The organism is Chryseobacterium sp. OV279 (assembly GCF_900128945.1).
GTDB lineage: Bacteria > Bacteroidota > Bacteroidia > Flavobacteriales > Weeksellaceae > Chryseobacterium.
Map to the genome: position 1 here is coordinate 770,092 of NZ_FQUD01000004.1, position 17,987 is coordinate 788,078.

18 protein-coding genes are annotated in these 17,987 nt (G+C 37.7%); 11 read left to right on the top strand and 7 right to left on the bottom strand.

The genetic code is table 11. From position 1 onward, the window contains the following. Positions 1-27: 27 nt before the first annotated feature. A complete protein-coding gene (locus tag BUA72_RS20580; protein WP_139259656.1) occupies positions 28-1,806 on the top strand; it encodes a carboxypeptidase-like regulatory domain-containing protein in 1,779 nt (592 codons plus the stop codon). Between the two features lie 61 nt (positions 1,807-1,867). On the opposite strand, the gene BUA72_RS20585 is transcribed toward BUA72_RS20580, so the two are convergent. From BUA72_RS20585 to recJ, 4 genes are all read right to left on the bottom strand, one after another. Next, positions 1,868-2,206 carry a DUF3817 domain-containing protein gene (locus BUA72_RS20585; protein WP_072924867.1) on the bottom strand — a complete coding sequence of 113 codons (339 nt, stop codon included), beginning with the start codon at positions 2,204-2,206 and terminating at the stop codon, positions 1,868-1,870. Between the two features lie 83 nt (positions 2,207-2,289). After that, entirely contained in the window at positions 2,290-2,874 is a 585-nt protein-coding gene (nadD, locus tag BUA72_RS20590) for a nicotinate (nicotinamide) nucleotide adenylyltransferase (protein WP_072924869.1), read from the bottom strand. A 27-nt stretch (positions 2,875-2,901) separates the two neighbouring features. After that, entirely contained in the window at positions 2,902-3,267 is a 366-nt protein-coding gene (locus tag BUA72_RS20595; RefSeq protein WP_072924870.1) for a four helix bundle protein, read from the bottom strand. Positions 3,268-3,298: 31 nt separating this feature from the next. Next, a complete protein-coding gene (gene recJ, locus BUA72_RS20600) occupies positions 3,299-5,011 on the bottom strand; it encodes a single-stranded-DNA-specific exonuclease RecJ (RefSeq protein WP_072924872.1) in 1,713 nt (570 codons plus the stop codon). A 110-nt stretch (positions 5,012-5,121) separates the two neighbouring features. On the opposite strand from recJ, the gene BUA72_RS20605 reads away from it, so the two are divergent. After that, positions 5,122-5,934 (top strand): M48 family metallopeptidase, encoded by an 813-nt coding sequence (locus BUA72_RS20605; protein ID WP_072925083.1) that lies wholly within the window; start codon positions 5,122-5,124, stop codon positions 5,932-5,934. 82 nt (positions 5,935-6,016) lie between these two features. Here BUA72_RS20605 and BUA72_RS20610 read toward each other — a convergent pair whose 3' ends face one another. Further along, a complete protein-coding gene (locus BUA72_RS20610) occupies positions 6,017-7,639 on the bottom strand; it encodes an ABC-F family ATP-binding cassette domain-containing protein (protein ID WP_047454349.1) in 1,623 nt (540 codons plus the stop codon). Between the two features lie 193 nt (positions 7,640-7,832). Between BUA72_RS20610 and smpB the strand changes: the two genes are divergently transcribed. From smpB to BUA72_RS20635, 5 genes are all read left to right on the top strand, one after another. Continuing rightward, complete coding sequence (gene smpB / locus BUA72_RS20615) at positions 7,833-8,291, top strand: SsrA-binding protein SmpB (RefSeq protein WP_034725913.1); 459 nt, start codon at positions 7,833-7,835, stop codon at positions 8,289-8,291. A gap of 77 nt (positions 8,292-8,368) precedes the next feature. Further along, the gene (locus BUA72_RS20620) at positions 8,369-9,865 is read left to right on the top strand and encodes an OmpA family protein (protein WP_072924873.1); all 1,497 of its coding nucleotides are present in this window, start codon (positions 8,369-8,371) and stop codon (positions 9,863-9,865) included. Between the two features lie 94 nt (positions 9,866-9,959). Then, complete coding sequence (locus BUA72_RS20625; RefSeq protein ID WP_034725909.1) at positions 9,960-10,700, top strand: YebC/PmpR family DNA-binding transcriptional regulator; 741 nt, start codon at positions 9,960-9,962, stop codon at positions 10,698-10,700. Positions 10,701-10,757: 57 nt separating this feature from the next. Next, positions 10,758-11,585 (top strand): UDP-2,3-diacylglucosamine diphosphatase, encoded by an 828-nt coding sequence (locus BUA72_RS20630; protein ID WP_047454355.1) that lies wholly within the window; start codon positions 10,758-10,760, stop codon positions 11,583-11,585. Next, complete coding sequence (locus tag BUA72_RS20635; protein WP_072924874.1) at positions 11,586-12,557, top strand: glycosyltransferase family protein; 972 nt, start codon at positions 11,586-11,588, stop codon at positions 12,555-12,557. Here the strand turns inward: BUA72_RS20635 and BUA72_RS20640 are convergent. Both BUA72_RS20640 and BUA72_RS20645 read right to left on the bottom strand, forming a co-directional pair. After that, the gene (locus BUA72_RS20640) at positions 12,546-12,836 is read right to left on the bottom strand and encodes a GNAT family N-acetyltransferase (protein WP_034725901.1); all 291 of its coding nucleotides are present in this window, start codon (positions 12,834-12,836) and stop codon (positions 12,546-12,548) included. The two genes, BUA72_RS20635 and BUA72_RS20640, sit on opposite strands and share 12 nt — an antisense overlap. Before the next feature lie 394 nt (positions 12,837-13,230). Next, entirely contained in the window at positions 13,231-13,977 is a 747-nt protein-coding gene (locus BUA72_RS20645) for an RDD family protein (protein WP_072924876.1), read from the bottom strand. Positions 13,978-14,004: 27 nt separating this feature from the next. Here BUA72_RS20645 and BUA72_RS20650 point away from each other — a divergent pair, with 27 nt between their 5' ends. Genes BUA72_RS20650 through BUA72_RS20665 form a run of 4 tightly spaced genes read left to right on the top strand, consistent with a single transcriptional unit; the run spans position 14,005 to position 17,896 of the window. Then, the gene (locus BUA72_RS20650; RefSeq protein WP_072924877.1) at positions 14,005-14,988 is read left to right on the top strand and encodes a stage II sporulation protein M; all 984 of its coding nucleotides are present in this window, start codon (positions 14,005-14,007) and stop codon (positions 14,986-14,988) included. After that, positions 14,972-15,934, top strand: coding sequence for a DUF4013 domain-containing protein (locus BUA72_RS20655; protein ID WP_072924879.1), 963 nt, complete (start codon positions 14,972-14,974; stop codon positions 15,932-15,934). The genes BUA72_RS20650 and BUA72_RS20655 overlap by 17 nt, the downstream gene beginning before the upstream one ends. After that, the gene (locus BUA72_RS20660) at positions 15,927-16,724 is read left to right on the top strand and encodes a DUF4129 domain-containing protein (protein WP_072924880.1); all 798 of its coding nucleotides are present in this window, start codon (positions 15,927-15,929) and stop codon (positions 16,722-16,724) included. The genes BUA72_RS20655 and BUA72_RS20660 overlap by 8 nt, the downstream gene beginning before the upstream one ends. A gap of 14 nt (positions 16,725-16,738) precedes the next feature. Further along, the gene (locus BUA72_RS20665; protein ID WP_072924882.1) at positions 16,739-17,896 is read left to right on the top strand and encodes a hypothetical protein; all 1,158 of its coding nucleotides are present in this window, start codon (positions 16,739-16,741) and stop codon (positions 17,894-17,896) included. Positions 17,897-17,987 lie beyond the last annotated feature (91 nt).

Genomic DNA, 17,987 nt, shown 5'->3' on the forward strand with positions numbered 1-17,987 from the left:
TTAGTATAAACCAAAAATTAATAGCATATGAGAAAATTTTATCCTCTATTGTTGTTATTATTGTTAATATTTTCATGTAAAAATGAAACATATATAGACATTGATGACAGCAGCCCAATCCCTGAATCCAATTTTAATTTTGGAAGCACAGTACAAAGAAATTTTCAGGGTATAGTACTTGATACCGGCGGAAATCCTGTAAGCGGAGCCACGGTAACCATTGGATCGAGCACGGTTCAAACCAATTTCAAAGGTTTTTTTACGTTTAAAAATGCAAATGTGAAGGAAAACTTTGCCCTTGTGAAAGTAACAAAATCCGGATTTGTAGATGGTTCAAGAGTAATGGTTCCAACAGGTGGAATGAACCGTGTGAATATCATGATGATCCCTGCAACCACCACTGCAAGTATCAATTCAGGAGCAACTTCTACCGTTTCTTTACCTAACGGAACAAAAGTAAAATTCGATGGAAGTTTCAAAGACGCCAGCGGAAATGCGTACAGCGGAAGTGTGAATGTTGCATTGTATAATTTAGCATCATCCAATCAGTATCTGACTGAATTAATGCCAGGTTCTCTTCTGGCCACCAACTCCGGCGGTGGTGCGAGAATCATGGAAACCTTTGGAATGGTACATGTTCAGCTTACGGGAAGCTCAGGACAAAAATTACAGATCGCAACAGGACATACCGCTGAAATGACGGTTCCTATTGATGCATCACAAACTTCAACTTCCCCCAATACAATTCCGCTATGGTCATACGATGAAAATACAGGAATGTGGAACGAAGAAGGTTCTGCAACAAAGGTGGGAAACACTTATGTAGGAACGGTGAACCATTTCTCCTGGTGGAATTGCGATGCACAGTTTCCGCAGGCCATGCTGAAAGTGACAGTGAAAAATCCAGCTGGCTTACCAATGGTGAATATAAAGGTGAGTTTAAAAAGAAGCAGCCAAGCCTATGAAACCTATGGTATGACAGATAATCTGGGTGCCGTTACAGGAATTATTCCGGCCAACGAAACGCTTGTTCTTAAAGTATATGATGTCTGTAATACGGTGATTTATACATCCAATGTCGCTCCTGTCGCAGTGGGAACTACCATGACACTGCCTGATATTACAGTAACCTCTACAGGAAATCAGTACACCATACAGGGGAATCTGAAAACCTGTACCAATACTGATGTTACGGATGGCTATGTGCTGTTAAGACCTGCTGCCGGGACCAACTATTTCCAGTACACATCTGTTCCGGTGAGCAATACAGGTAGCTTTTCATTCAATGTGTATTCATGTACGGCGAATCCGCAATTTATTTTGGAAGCTTATGATTATGCCAATCTGCAGACTTCAGGAGAAATCCCTTTCACAGCTAATTTACCGGTGATGAATTTTACCAATCTTTCGGTTTGTAATTCAGTGAACGAGTTTATCAGCTATAAAATCGACAATCAGAATGTGAAATATGTTTTGGGAAGTATGTACGCTCAATGGTCCGGCCTTACTTCAACCAGCCCGAATATGCCTGCTAAGCAATTAAGAATTAATTCTACATCGCCTGCCGGGAATTCTTTCTTTATGAATCAAAATAATATGCTTGGAGTTCCGGGAAGTTTTACGACAGATTATACTTTTGAGTTTTCCGGAGGATATTTCACCTCTAGTAATGGAAACGTAGTGGTTCAGGTGACTAGTTTCGGTGCAGTAGGAGCGTATATTGATTTTACGGTAAACGGAACCTATACAGATACGAACGGAAACCATACGTTCACAGCCAACGGGCATGTACTCAGAGATCTTTAATCATTTATTCATCATAACTTAAATAAAAAAGGACCATTTCGGTCCTTTTTTTATGTTGTTGTTATTCTCTGTCGAAGCGGGCTAATTTTTTGTCGATCCAAATCGTGGCAAAAGGAAAAAATGCTGAAATTAAAGCAAAGACACTGTCTTCATCATCCCAGGTAAATATTTTTCGTATCGCAGGGAGAAAGATCAGATACAATGTAAAAAATAACCCGTGAATACTGCCAATAGTACTGATATAAACAATTGGGAAAATACCTTCCGGATCCACCCGTATCCAGATCATTGCGGTGAACAGGAAAAACCATGAAACAGCTTCAGCCAGACAGATTTGTCTAAACCATCTGATCACTTTATCCTGAGGATATTTTAAGAAAAAATTTTCGATAAACTCCATGTCTTGATATATAAATTGAAAAATAGCAGGCCGTATTGGAATCTAACTTCTAATTTCTAGCTTCTAATTTCTTTCTTACAAAATTACTTATAAAAACTGCTTCCGTCCAAATATTCAAAAACTTCCGGTGGAAGCATAGGACGTACATTTTTCCCTTCTTTGATCATGTTTCTGATCTCCGTAGCAGAAAGTTCTATAACGGGTGCTTTGATCATGGAAATGTTCTCATGCTGCAGATATTCCGAATCTTTCTTTTCCCCTTCAAAAACCCTTGGATACACAATGATATGATGGTTTTTGATCAGAAGTTCAGCATTTTTCCATTTATGAAGGCTGCCCAGATTATCTTCACCCATGATCAGACTGAAAGAATGATCAGGATATTTTTCATGAAGATAGGTCAGCGTATCAATGGTATAGCTAGGTTTTGGAAGTGAAAACTCTACGTTGGAAGCTCTCATTTTAGGATAGCTTTTTACTGCGAGCTGCACCATATCCAGCCGGTTATGATCTTTAAGCAGTGATTTTTTATCTTTAAAAGGGTTTTGCGGGCTTACTACAAACCATAATTCATCCATGTCGGTATGTTCCAGGATGTAATTGGCCAGAATTAAATGTCCGATGTGTATCGGATTGAAAGAACCGAAAAATAAGCCGATTTTTTTCATGATTTGTTAGGGCTTAGGTTTAGGGGATTAGGAATTAGGGTTGGATTGTAATTTTGTAATAATGGCATTAAGCATTTTTGATATTTCAGATGTTTTTCCACTTAAATTTTCAAACTCTTCAGGCGTTAAATAATTTAAATTTTTTGCAATAATGAGTTGGGTTTCCAGTTCTGCACAGCTTCCACGGGCAATCTTTAAAAATTGCAGATAATCTAATGTGGATCTTCTTGAATGGCCTTCCGCAATATTCGAGGGAATAGAAACGGAAGAGCGCCGAATCTGGCTGGTAAGAGAATAAACTTCTTCTTTTGGAAAACTTTTGGTAAAGGAGTAAATTTCAGTAACAAGATGTACTGATTTCTGCCACACCAATAATTCCTTAAAATTTCCCATAGCGCTATCCCTATTACCTTATCCCTTACTCCTAATCCCTAAACTTTACATCTTTAATATTCAAATAATGCGTTACATTTCCTTTCCAGTGGTTTTCCTCTAAGGTGAAAGCAAGATCGAAGTTTTTGTTTTTAAAATCTTCAGCATGCTGTCCCAGTTTGAAGCCTACACATTCTATATTTCTTCCTGTGGATTCCTGCTTGATATAAAACTTCAGGTGATTGTTGTCTTTCCCCATTGTTTTCACATAACCGGAAAGTTTCTGGTCGGTGAGCGTAAGGATAGGTTTCATATTGTGAGGGCCGAAAGGGGCCAGTTTTCTGTGGAAATTGATAAACTCACGGTTGATCTCATCCACTTTGATTTCAGAATCAATGGTAACGGAAGGTTCCTGCTGATGTTCCTGGATTTTTTCCGAAACAATTTGTTCAAATTTGATCTTGAAAGCTTCAAACTTATCCTTTTCCATGGAAAGTCCTGCAGCAGCATGATGTCCACCGAATTTCAGGAAATACTCAGAACACATATCAAGCGCTTCATGAACGTCAAAATCAGAAACAGATCTTGCCGAGGCCACCATTTCTCCGTTGTTTCCGTCTGTGAATACCAAAGTCGGTTTATAATAAGTTTCGATAAGCCTAGAGGCGACGATACCAATCACGCCTTTGTTCCAGTCCGGATGGTAAACGATCGTGGAATGTTTGCTCTGCTGCTGGGATTCAATGATCTGGTTCAATGCCGAAAGCGTGGAATTCATATCGAGCTCACGTCTCTCGTCATTCAGATTCATAATGTCGCCCACAATCTGATTTGCGTGTTTCAGGTTGTCGGAAACCATAAGTTCCACAGCTGCTTTTCCGTGGGAGATTCTTCCTGCTGCATTGATCTTCGGAGCAATTTCAAAAACAATATTTGAGATTTCGAAGTGCGACAGTTTATCTTCCGGAATTAATAATCTTAATCCAAGATTTCTTGTTTTTCTGAGAACTTTAAGTCCCATTTTCGCAAGCACCCTGTTTTCGCCGGTCATGGAAACAATATCCGCAGCGATGGAAATAGCCAGAAGGTCGGTAAGCTCAAACAATTCAGCCTCCGGAATTTTATAAATGGTATTCAGTCCCTGGCACAGCTTAAAGCCGACACCACATCCTGAAAGTTCTTTAAAAGGATATCTGCAGTCATTTCTTTTCGGATCCAGAACAGCCGCAGCATCAGGGATCTCGTCACCCGGAAGGTGATGGTCGCAGATGATAAAATCAATGTCTTTTTCTTTGGCATAGTTGATCATGTCGATAGCTTTGATACCGCAGTCTAAAGCAATGATCAGCGAAAAGCCGTTTTCTTTGGCAAAATCAATACCTTCGGTAGAGATTCCGTATCCTTCGGAATTCCTGTCCGGGATGTAATAATCTAAGTATTTTTTCTCAACAATTTTGCTGAGGTAAAGGTACATGACGGCAACAGCGGTAGTTCCGTCTACATCGTAATCTCCGTAAACAAGTATTTTTTCTCCGTTTTCAATGGCTGTTGCAATGCGCTCTACAGCTTTTTGCATATCTGCCATTAAGAACGGACTGTGTATATCGGTAAGGTTGGGTTTGAAGAATTCTCTGGCCTTTTGATAATTGTCAATTCCCCTTAAAACGAGGAGTTTAGATTCAAAAGTACCAAAACCAAGTGACGAACTTAATCTGTCCACAACTTCCTCATCGGGTTCCGGCTTGTAAATCCATTTCTGACTCATTTCACAAAAATAAGGAAAAAAAACAGCATTTTGAAATGATTAAGGATGAACTTGACTTACTGAATGTTAAAAAAAATTATCTATCTTCGCGGTCCAAATTAAAAATGATTATGAAAAAAATGACTCTCTGCCTTTTATTCTTAGGGGCAATGAATGCTGTATCAGCACAGAAAATCAATCTTGGAAAAGCGGCAGGTATTGTTTCGAAAGGAGCAAAAGCCCTTACGTTTACCAATGAAGACGCGGTGAAACTGTCTAAGGAATCTGTGGATTGGATGGACAAAAACAACGAGGTTGCAGGTCCGAAAGATCCTTATACGGTAAGACTGAACAAACTTTTCGGAAAGCACAAATCTCAGGACGGACTTGCCCTGAACTATAAAGTGTATAAAGTAAAGGATATCAACGCTTTTGCCTGTGCAGACGGAAGTGTACGTGTGTTTTCTTCTTTAATGGATATCATGACGGATGAAGAGCTTTTAGCAGTTATCGGGCATGAAATCGGGCACGTGAAGAATCAGGATACTAAAGATGCTATTAAATCTGCTTATTTAAAGGCAGCGGCATTGGATGCGGCATCATCAGCTTCCGGAACGGTAGCGGCACTCAACGAAAGTCAGGTAGGAAAAATGGCCAACGAATTTTTGGATGCTTCTCACAGCAAAAAACAGGAATCTGAGGCAGATACATATTCTTATGACTTTATGAAAACGAACAGCTATAATGTAGTAGGAGCGTATTCGGCATTCAAGAAACTGGCTTTGCTTTCTGAAGGAAGTACTCAAACCGGTTTTCAAAAAATGTTCAACTCTCACCCTGATAGCGAAAAAAGAGCTCAGGCTATTAAGAAGAGAGCAGAAAAAGACGGCTTATGGAAAGACCCGGGAACGGTAGCCCTTCCTAAAACGAAGCTTACGAAATAATTAAATTTATAGATAAAATAAAAATTCCTCAAAGTTGTCTTTGAGGAATTTTTTTTATTTAAAGTAATGTGATCTTAAAAAATTAAGAATACATTTTTTCTCTGATTTCTTTTACTTTTTTGTCAGCAAGGTATTCATCGTAGGTCATTTCTCTGTCGATGATTCCTGTAGGAGTCAATTCGATGATTCTGTTACAGACAGTCTGAAGCATTTCGTGGTCATGAGATGATAACAGAAGGTTTCCTTTGAAGTTAGACAATGAGTTGTTTAACGTTGTGATACTTTCAAGGTCCAAGTGGTTAGTAGGCTCATCTAATAAAAGGATGTTTGCTTTCTGAAGCATCATTCTGCTGAACATACATCTCATTTTTTCACCTCCTGAAAGTACTGTACAGGATTTTAGAGCTTCATCACCTGAGAAAAGCATTCTTCCTAAGAATCCTCTTACGAATTCCTCGTGACGCTCTTCGTCGTTTTTAGTGAATTGTCTCAACCAATCTACCAGGCTGATATCTTCCTGGAAGAATTTTGTGTTATCCAATGGCATGTGAGATTGGTTGGTCGTAACTCCCCAAGCCACAGTTCCCTGATCTGCCTGAACATTTCCGGCAAGAATTTCGAAAAATTCTGTGATAGCTAAAGAACTTTTAGAAAGAACAGCAACTTTATCTCCTTTTTTAAGGTTTAGGTCGATGTTTGAGAATAATAATTCTCCATCTTTAGTTTTTTCAAGACCTTTTACATCCAGGATCTGATCTCCGGCCTCTCTTTCCATTTCGAAAATGATGGCAGGGTATCTTCTTGAAGATGGCTTAATATCATCGATGTTTAATTTATCGATCATTTTCTTTCTGGCTGTAGCCTGCTTAGCTTTTGCAACGTTCGAGCTGAATCTCGCGATGAAGTCCTGAAGTTCTTTCTTCTTTTCCTCTGCTTTTTTATTAGCCTGAGCTCTTTGTCTTGTTGCAAGCTGAGAAGCCTGATACCAGAAAGTATAGTTACCTGTATAAAGGTTCAGTTTCGCATAATCTAAATCTCCGATGTGCGTACAAACGGTATCCAGGAAGTGACGGTCGTGAGAAACTACGATCACTGTATTTTCATAATCTGCAAGGAAATTTTCTAACCAGGCAATAGTTTCAATATCAAGGTCATTCGTAGGTTCATCCAGAATCAGTACATCCGGGTTTCCGAAAAGTGCCTGAGCCAAAAGGACTTTTACTTTGTCCTGATTTTCAAGCTCGCTCATCATCTGCCAGTGCATGCCATCTTTTACCCCAACGTTTGAAAGCATAGTCTGTGCATCAGATTCTGCAGTCCATCCGCCCATTTCATCATAGATTACACCCAGCTCACCAGCTTTGATTCCGTCTTCATCAGAGAAGTCTTCTTTAGCATATAAAGAATCCATCTCTTCTTTTATTTCGTATAATTTTTTATTACCTCTTAAAACAGCCTCAAGAACAGTAAATTGATCATAAGCAAAGTGATCCTGCTCCAAAACTGACATTCTTTTTCCTGGTTCCAAAGATACATGCCCTGTAGTTGGATCCTGCTTTCCTGTTAATATTTTAAGGAATGTAGATTTCCCCGCACCGTTTGCTCCGATAATCCCGTAGCAGTTTCCTTTGGTAAACATAATATTTACCTCGTCAAAAAGAACTCTTTTCCCGAATTGTAAAGATAAGTTAGATACTGTTAACATATAGTTTTGTAAATTTGGCGCAAAATTACGAAAAGAATTTGGGTATTTCGTAATAATGTAATAGTCAAGTTTTTAAATGTGGGGTATTTTTTCTATATTTCATTAATGAAATAAAAGTTAGAAAGAGCCCCGGAAGACATCTTAATGATGGATTGGGCAGCCCAGTCCAATATAATTACACGAATTTTTTAAAATGAAGATCGAAAAAACAGTCAGTATATTAAACAGAAGAGCCCGTTTTGAGTATGAAATCCTTGAAGAATATGAAGCTGGGATGGTTTTGACGGGTACGGAAATAAAATCTTTACGTTCATCCAAGGCATCTATTACAGAATCCTTCTGTCAGTTTATTGATGGGGAGTTATACATTATTAATATGATGATTGATGAGTATAAATTGGGAACTTTTTACAATCACAAAACAAAAAGGGAACGGAAATTGCTGTTGCACAAAAAAGAATTGCAGAAACTTGAAAAGAAGTTAAAGGATGCAGGGAACACAGTTATACCTCTTAAGTTATATATCACGGATAAGGGGAAAGCAAAAGTCTTGATTTCGCTTGCCAGAGGGAAAAAACTCTTTGATAAAAGGGAAGCGATAAAAGATAGAGAAAATAAACGTAACCTAGATAGAATATTAAAGAAAAGTTAAAAATCATTCAAAAAACTTTGTTTATAAAGAAAAATTATATTTATTTTGCATTATCAATTATTTAATCATTTAATTCTATGAAAAATCTAAAATTAGGAATTTCAGCATTGGCGCTTACTGTAGCCTCTACTGTCTTCGCGCAGACTACCAACAATCCGTGGTTGATCGGGGTTGGTGCTCATGCGGAAAATCACAAGGCAGCACAGACAGGATTCAGTAACACGTTCTCTGCTAATAATTTAACGAAGACGATGTTCAATGTGAACAACTTCTCTATTACACCTCCATTATCTAAATTAACAGTTGCTAGAAACATCGGTAAAGGTTTAGTTATCGACTGGCAGACTTCAGTAGGTAATGTAGATAACAAGAGATTCAACATGGGGAAAGAATTTTTCCTTATGACAGGTCTTGGTTTCCAGGCTAAAGCAGCTGGTCTTTTATGGAATGAAGAATCTTGGTTCGATCCATATTTAAGAGTTGGTGCTAACTACCTGAGACATGACTATACTGCACTTTCTTTCCCAAGAAACGATTACAAAGGTGAATCTGTTCCTAACGGAGACGGTGGTAACGAAATGGGTAAAGCTAACCACTTTACAGTTTCTACAGGTGCTGGTGTTAACTTCTGGGTAACTAAGAACTTCGGTCTTGGTGTACAGGGTGACTACGTGTCAACTCCAGGTGATAAATCTACAGTTGCTAACTTCTGGCAAGCTTCTGCATCGATCTTATTCAGATTCGGTAACAGAGATAGAGATAAGGATGGTATCCTAGATAAAGATGATCTTTGTCCAGATACTCCAGGTCTACCAGAATTCCAGGGATGTCCTGATACTGACGGTGACGGAGTTCCAGATAAAGACGATCAATGTCCAGAAGTAGCTGGTCCAGTTGAAAACAACGGTTGTCCTTGGCCAGATACAGATGGTGATGGTGTTATCGACAAAGATGATGCTTGTCCTACAGTTGCAGGTCCTGCAGAAAACAACGGTTGTCCTTGGCCAGATACAGACGGTGACGGAATCTTAGATAAAGATGACGCTTGTCCTACTGTTCCAGGTCTTCCAGAATACAACGGATGTCCTAAACCAAAAGAAGTAATCGGAGTTGAAGCTACAGGTGCTCTTAAAGGTATCTTATTCGATTTCAACAAAGCTACAATCAGACCAGAATCTAGCACTAAGTTAGATGAAGCTGCTAAGATTATTAAGCAATCTTCTGACGGTACATTCTTAGTAACTGGTCACACAGATAAGAAAGGTGCTGATAACTATAACTTGAAACTTTCTAGACAAAGAGCTGCTTCAGTAGTTGGTGCTCTAGAAGCTAGAGGTGTTAGCGCAAACCAGTTGAAATCTGTAGGAGTTGGTGAAAGAGACGCTACTATTTCTGAAAAAGCTTCTGACGCAGACAGAATGGTTGACAGAAAAGTTGTAGTTGAGGCTGTAAACGGTGCTGCTTGGGATGCACTTCAGAAATCTGATCTAGACGTTGTAGAGAAGAAAACTGTAGTGAAAAAAGCTAAGAAAGCTCCAGCTAAGAAAAAAGCTCCAGCTAAAAAGAAAAAATAATTAATTTTTCTAAATAATAAATACCTCCAATTTTTTGGGGGTATTTTTTTTTTGTTGACTTTTATTTAATTTTGTTGAAAATTTAAAAATTAAAATGGGAAGAGCATTTGAATATAGAAAAGCTTCTAAGATGGCCAGATGGGATAAAATGGCCAAAACTTTCTCTAAGATCGGTAAAGACATTGCACTGGCTGTAAAAGCCGGAGGAACAGATCCTGAAGCCAATCCGGCTTTAAGAAGATGTATCCAGAATGCTAAGGGTGCCAATATGCCTAAAGACAACGTAGAAAGAGCCATCAAAAAAGCAGGTGGTGCTGATGCTGAAAACTATGAAGAGATTACCTACGAAGGATACGGACAGGGTGGAGTAGCATTCTTTGTGGAATGTACAACCAATAATCCAACAAGAACCGTAGCCAACGTAAGAGCGATCTTCAATAAATTCGATGGTAACCTGGGTAAAAATGGAGAACTTGCCTTTATCTTCGACAGAAAAGGTATTTTTACTCTTGATTTATCTCAGATCAAAATGGATTGGGATGACTTCGAAATGGAAATGATAGACGGAGGCGCAGAAGATGTGGAAAAAGATGAAGAGGAAGTAATGATTACGACTGCTTTCGAAGACTTCGGTTCACTGTCTCATAAATTGGATGAGTTGAAAATTGAAGCAAAAAGTGCAGAACTTCAGAGAATTCCAAACAATATCAAAGAAGTGAATGCAGAACAGTTCAAAGCGAATATGAAAATGCTTGAGCGTTTTGAAGACGATGATGATGTGCAGAACGTATATCACAATATGGAAATCACAGAAGAGTTGATGAACTCGCTGTAAAAAATAATATAGCATTCATATACAGTTAACTTTCAATTAGTTTCTTTGTATAAAACTATGAAAAGAAACGTTGAGTTAGTTGTCATATCGGATGTTCATTTGGGAACTTATGGATGTAAGGCTAAAGAGCTGTTACGGTATCTCAATTCTATCCAGCCAAAAACATTAGTTTTGAATGGTGATATTATCGATATCTGGCAGTTTAAAAAGTCTTACTTCCCTAAACCTCATTTGAAGGTGATCAAAAAGATCCTTTCATTTGCTACCAATAAAAATACACAGGTCTACTACATTACGGGCAACCATGATGAAATGTTCCGGAAGTTTACGGATTTCGAACTGGGCAAACTGAAAGTCTGCAATAAGATCTGTCTGGATATTGATCAGAAGAAAACCTGGATATTTCACGGCGATGTTTTCGATGCATCTGTCCAACATTCTAAATGGATAGCAAAATTAGGGGGAAAAGGCTATGATCTCCTGATTGTCATCAATAATGTTGTCAATTGGTTTCTGGAGAAAATGGGCAGAGAAAAATATTCGTTTTCCAAAAAGATCAAAAACAATGTAAAGAAGGCGGTGAAGTATATCGGAGATTTTGAACTCACTGCTTCCGAACTGGCCATCGACAACCACTACGATTATGTGATCTGCGGACACATTCATCAGCCTCAGATCCGCGAAGTTGTTAATAAAAAAGGATCATGCACCTATCTGAATTCCGGAGACTGGATAGAAAACCTTTCCGCTCTTGAATACCATGATAAAGAATGGAAAATCTTCTATTATGACGACCACAAAGATTCACTTAAAGACGACGAAGCAGAAGAGATCCAGGACATGGACAGTTCTGAACTTCTGAAAATAGTAACTAATTTTTCGTAAATGAAGGTTTTGTATGCATTTCAAGGGACAGGGAACGGCCATGTGGCACGGGCACAGGAAATTATTCCTCTTCTCAAAAAATATGCTTCGGTTGATACGTTAATCAGTGGTCACCAGTCACAATTAAAGGCTGATTTTGATCTTAATTATCAATATCGGGGTATTTCTCTTCTTTACAACAAAACAGGCGGTTTATCCTATCGCAAAACGTTTACCGAGAATAAATTTCTTGAAGCGGCAAAAACAATCAGGGAACTGGAACTTTCACAGTATGATCTGATCATTAATGATTATGAACCTCTCACTGGTTGGGCCGGGAAATTAAAAAAGCTTCCGATGATCGAATTGAGCCATCAGGCTTCCATGAGTTTTGCTGAAACACCAAAGCCGAAACATAAAGATTTTCTTGGTGAACTTATCCTGAAGTACTACGTCCCGAGTGAAAGAAAAATAGGTTTCCACTTTGAAAATTACCATCCGCAGATCAAAAAACCAGTCATCAGACATAAAATCAGAAATCTAAATCCTGATAAAAAAGGCTATTATCTCGTTTATCTTCCGAGTTTTGCAGACGAAAATATCATCAGGGTTCTGAAACAGATTCCTGTACAGTGGAAAGTATTTTCAAAACACAGCAAAGTACAGGTGAAAGTGAAAAACGTAGAAGTTTTCCCTATCGATGAGATGCAGTATCTGAAATATTTTGAAAGCTGTGACGGAATTCTGTGTAATGCCGGTTTTGAAACGCCCGCAGAAGCTCTTTTCATGGATAAAAAACTCTTTGTAATCCCGATTCATAATCAGTATGAGCAGGAATGCAACGCCTGTGCTCTGGATCTGATGGGAATTCCAAATTCCAAAGTATTAAAACTTCAGGAAATTATGGAATGGGTAGCTTCAGATCATCACTTAAAAGTAGATTATCCGGATGATATTGAGGAGATTCTGGTGAAAGATGTTTTAGCTCTTTAGAAAAATATCGTCCACATCACTCATTCTCGTCATTACGGCCCGTGCATAAGAACAATGCGGGTAAACTTTCCAGTTGTTTTCTCTTGCAAATTTTATGGCTTCCTCAACCAGATATTTTCCCAGTCCGCGCCCTTCGAATTCAGGGTGTACGAGTACGAATGAAATAATAAATTTACTGTCTTCAGGAAAAATAGTATACGTCAGTCTTCCTACTTCTTTGGTTTCGTTGTTCAGCGTAAGTACGCCACCGTTTCCTGATTTATTGTTCTCAAATTTCATAATGCTAAGCTTTGGTATTGAAAGATACAAAAATTGCACCGACAGGGATTACGGGTAATGATTAATAGGTGATGAGTAATAGGGAAAAGTCAATTGTGAATTGTGAATTTTGCTTCGCAGTCAATTTTTTTGATTTGATTAAATAGGAGGACTATTCTTTTTTTTCCATTATTAATTGATTATTGACCATTCACTTGCGCAGCGAAATTGACCATTGACAACCATCATTATCCGTCAATAGTGAATAGTGAATTTGCTTCGCAGTCAATTTTTTAACTTGATTTAAACAGTGTAAATTTTTTTTGTAATGTAATCAATTGATGATCGACCATTCACTTGCACAGCAAAAATTGACCATTCACTCGCGCAGCGAAATTGACCATTGACATTCTCATCAGTTCTCCTTCCCCGTATAGTAGTTATAATCCTTGATCACCACATTAATAAACTGTCTTTCCGTCATCTTAGGATCAATTTCCAGTTTTAAAATACTTTTGATCTTATCTGAAAGTTTACTGATGATCTGGCGGTCATCTATTTTCAGAGCTTTGGTGTAATTATCTTTAATAATCCTCATATCATTATCACTTAACGCGATGACTTGAGGGAATGATGGAATATAATCTTCGTTAATGTTTTCCAGAATGGTGTGGGAAATATTGATGTTGTTTTTTAAAGAAATCACAGCGGTACCGGAAGCAATATCGCCCAAACGTTGATTATTTTTAGAAGCAATCATCGAGATTAAGCCTACAACACCTGCGGCTGTTGTATCGATCAGGCGGAACATCCACCGGATCAGATAGTCACCGAAACTGGCTTGGTAACCGTCAATTTTTACCACCCGGATCTTCATCAGTCTTTTTCCGGGAGTCTGTCCTTCCATAAGGCTTTCCAGAACTACAGGATAAATGTAAACCGGAAAAGTGAGGACAATATAAACCGCCATGATAGACCACTGATCCAGCCCATCCAATAAATACCCAAGATCAAAAATGTTGAAGAAAAGGTAGAGTACAATAATGACATAGGCCACCTTGATCAGGAAATCGATAATAAAGGCAAGCATTCTTTCTCCGACACTTGCAATATTAAAGTTAATATTTACATTTTGTGAGGTATTTATCGCAATTTGAGACATAATTTTTATTATTTTAGCCTTACAATTATGAGAGAAGTTTATTTCATTAAACAAAATAAAGAAAAATGGTTGGGAATTGAACAGGTTATTCAAGGGAAAGTAAAAAAAAATCCTGATGACCTGTCTTCACTGTATATCAACCTGATCAATGATCTTTCATTTGCACAGTCCTACTATCCTAAAAGCAACACTACGGTTTATCTGAATCATTTGTCTTCGCAGATGTTCCAGAAGATTTACAAGACCAAAAGAGTAGAGGAGAACAGGCTGATGTATTTCTTCAAAACAGAAGTTCCCCTGTTGGTGTACCAGTATAGGAGATACCTTTTGTATGCTTTTCTGTTTTTCATTCTTTTTACAGCAATAGGCGTGCTTTCCGGTGCGTATGATAAAGATTTTGCCAATATTATTCTTGGTGAAGAATATGTCAACGAAACCATAGAAAATATTAAAAAAGGAAATGCTGTAGGCGTTTACCAGAGCGGTTCCACATGGGGAAGTACCATTGGAATCATTTTCAATAACATCAGAGTGGGTGCGAGACTGTACATTTACGGAGTTACCGGAGGTGTAGGAACTTTGTATGCTCTACTTTCGAACAGCGTTATGCTCGGTTCATTTCAGTATTTTTTCTACGACTATGGTGCGTTGAAAGACAGTGCAAGAGGAATTTGGCTTCATGGTGTTTTTGAAATATTTGCAATGGTGGTAGAAGCGATGTGCGGATTGATTTTAGGAGCAAGTATCCTGTTTCCGAGAACTTTTTCAAGATTTAACTCCTTTAAAACCGGTTTTAAGGATTCGTTTAAAATTTTCCTGAGTACGATTCCGTTTACGATCTGTGCCGGAATTATTGAAGGATATGTCACAAGACATGCTTTAAAAATGCCGCTGGTTGTCAATTTAGCATTAATAATCACATCACTGGCCATTATAGGATTTTACTATTTCGTTTATCCTTCGGTGGTTTATAAAAGAATTAATACCCACACCAATGATGCAGTTTTATAAAAAAAGAGAATTTGGAGCTTTCATCAGTGACAGCTTTAATTTTTTCAAATTATACGGAAAAAATTATTTTAAAAATTATATTCTGATCAACGGGCTGCTGTTAATCCTGACAATCGCTGTAGTGATTTTTGGGTTCAGAGAGATCATCGGACAATTGGTTGGTGGAAATCTCAACGGTGAAAGTTATTATTTTGAAAAATACTTTTCAGATAATGCGGGAATGCTTACGATAGTCGGAATATTGGTTTTTGTACTTTTTGTTCTTCTGGGAATTGTCAATTATCTGTATCCTGTTTTTTATATGAAAAGGATCGCTGAAGGCGCTCAGAAAGTAAAAACAGATGAAATACTGAGCGATTTCAAAACCAATGCAGGAAGGATCTTTAAAATGTGTCTGGGAATGCTGTTGGTCGTGCTTCCGGTGACAATAATTGTCCTTGGATTTTCCTATTTGCTGCTGCTGATCGTTATTGGTTTTTTCCTGATATTGCTTGTATATCCTACGGCATTCAATGTTTCTGCATTTTTGATGTACGATTATTTTAATACAAAACGGGGCTTTTTTGAAAGCTTAAGTTATTCCATAAGATCTCAGTTTTCCTATCCGAATGGAAATGAAAAATCTCCGTACTGGAAATATTGGGGAGCATCCATCATCATGTTCATCATTATGTACATGATAACGTCCGTATTTACATTTGTTCCGATGATATTTATGTACGGATCCATTCTTACCTCTGCTCCGGACGGGAATTTTGAAGAGAATCCTTTTACGGGAGCAATGGGGATTTTATTCTTTTTATTTTATGGAATTTCTATTTTGGCAACATTCATACTTTACAATCTGATGTTTATCAATGCGGGGTTGATGTATTATGACAGCAGAACAGACCTGCACACGAAAATTGAACTTGAAGAAATAGAAACTATCGGTATTAATGAATAAATTCTTACTTTTTCTGCTGATCTTTTTCTCCATTTGTCCTGTTTCTGCACAGGATGACGATGGAGGTGAAACGGTGGAAGATTATATCGTAGATTCTCTAGGAACGGGACATTACAGGAATATGCTCCGTGCAGATTCTGTACTGATCCTCAAGCCTGTTTCAGAAAATACACTTCACCCGAAAAAGTTTAAGGAAAATATCCAGTCCAGATATAAAGGAAACGAATTTGATTATTCGGTATCGAAACCGAAAGAGTCATTCTTCCAAAAACTAATGCGCAGGATTGACAGAATTTTGCAAAGCATGTTTGGTGAGACTGTTTTCAATAATTCTGCACAAATTACCACCATTTTAATCCGTTTGTTTGCCATTATTCTGGTCGGATTCCTTCTTTATTTTATCATTAAATTTCTTCTTGGAAAAGATGGAAATCTGTTCTTCGGAAAGAAAAATAAGAAAATAGACATCAATGCGGAAGAGCTTCATGAGAACATCCATGAAATCAATTTCCCGGAAAGTATAGCCAAATTTGAACGGGAAGGAGATTACCGTTCTGCAGTCCGTTACCAGTTCCTGTTTATCCTTAAAAAACTGAGTGACAAAAAACAAATCAATTGGAATCCTGAAAAGACCAATAAAGACTATGTTGCCGAACTAAAAGACGGAAATCTGAAAAGTGAATTTTCAGGTCTGTCTTATATTTTTGATTATGTCTGGTACGGAGAATTCAGTATTGATGAAGAGAACTATACGAAATTTAAAAACCAGTATCAGTCATTTAAGCCTTAATTAAAAAATTAATCATGAAAAAAACCTTCAAAATATATGCTGTGATATTCATCGTTGTGATGGTTATTCTGGCGTTGTTTGAAGTCAATAAAAAAGAAAGAATAAGCTGGCGTAAGAATTTCAATATTGAAGAGAAATCTCCTTTCGGACTGTTTGTTTTTAATAATGAAGCCAAAGATCTTTTTAAAAATAACCTGAGAAAAATAGAAGAGGCACCTTACGACTATTACAGCAGAAATAAAAAGGGAGCACACAATATCGTGGTTATTGAAAAGGAACTGGATAAGCAGTCCTGGAAAAAAATTCTGGATCAGGTATCAGGCGGTTCAGATGCAATGATCCTGGTGAGTCGTGTTCCAAAAAATATTTCAGACACCATTGGCTATTATAGCGCAGATATTTCTTTTGCAGAAGAAAATGTACTGAAACTTACGGATAAAGAATACCAGAATGATTTTATTAAACTGGATAAATTTCCGTCAGGCAGAGGATTTTCGTATATCAAACCTAAAGTGGAAGTACTGGGAAAAACGGTAGAAAAAGATAATTCGGATCAGGCTAATTTTATTAAAGTCAGTTTTGGAAAAGGAACAATCTATGTTCACAGTGAACCGCTTTTCCTTACCAATTATTATCTGCTGAAACCGGGCAGTATAAAATATGCACAGGATGTTTTTTCGTATCTTCAGGATAGGGAAACCATCTGGTTTGTTGAAAATGACACCAAAGTTTCACGCTTCTTTATGAGGTTTGTGCTTTCCAATCCGGCATTGAAGTATGCGTGGTGGGTACTTTTGGGCGGACTTGTCCTGTTCATTTTCTTTAATGCTAAAAGAAAACAGCGGATCGTGCCTGTTGTAGAGCCGCTGAAAAATACTTCCCTTGAATTTGTCAAAAGTATTGGAAATCTTTATCTTCAGGAAGGAGATTTTCATGATATGATGGCTAAAAAAGGCCAATATTTCCTGAATAAAGTAAGAATGGATTTCCTGATTGATACCCAAAATCTGGACGAAGAATTTGCCAAAAAACTTCACCTGAAAACCGGAAAAACAATGGAAATGATCCATGAAGCCATAGTCCTGATAAAAAAAGGTCAGGATCCTTATGCCAACGTAATGAAAGAAGATCTCACCAGAATGAATAGGCTTCTTGATGAGATTTTGAGATAAGGTATTAATGTAACAATGTAACAATGTAACAATGTAACAATGTAACAATGTAACAATGTAACAATGAATATTGGTAAACTGCTAAACTGAT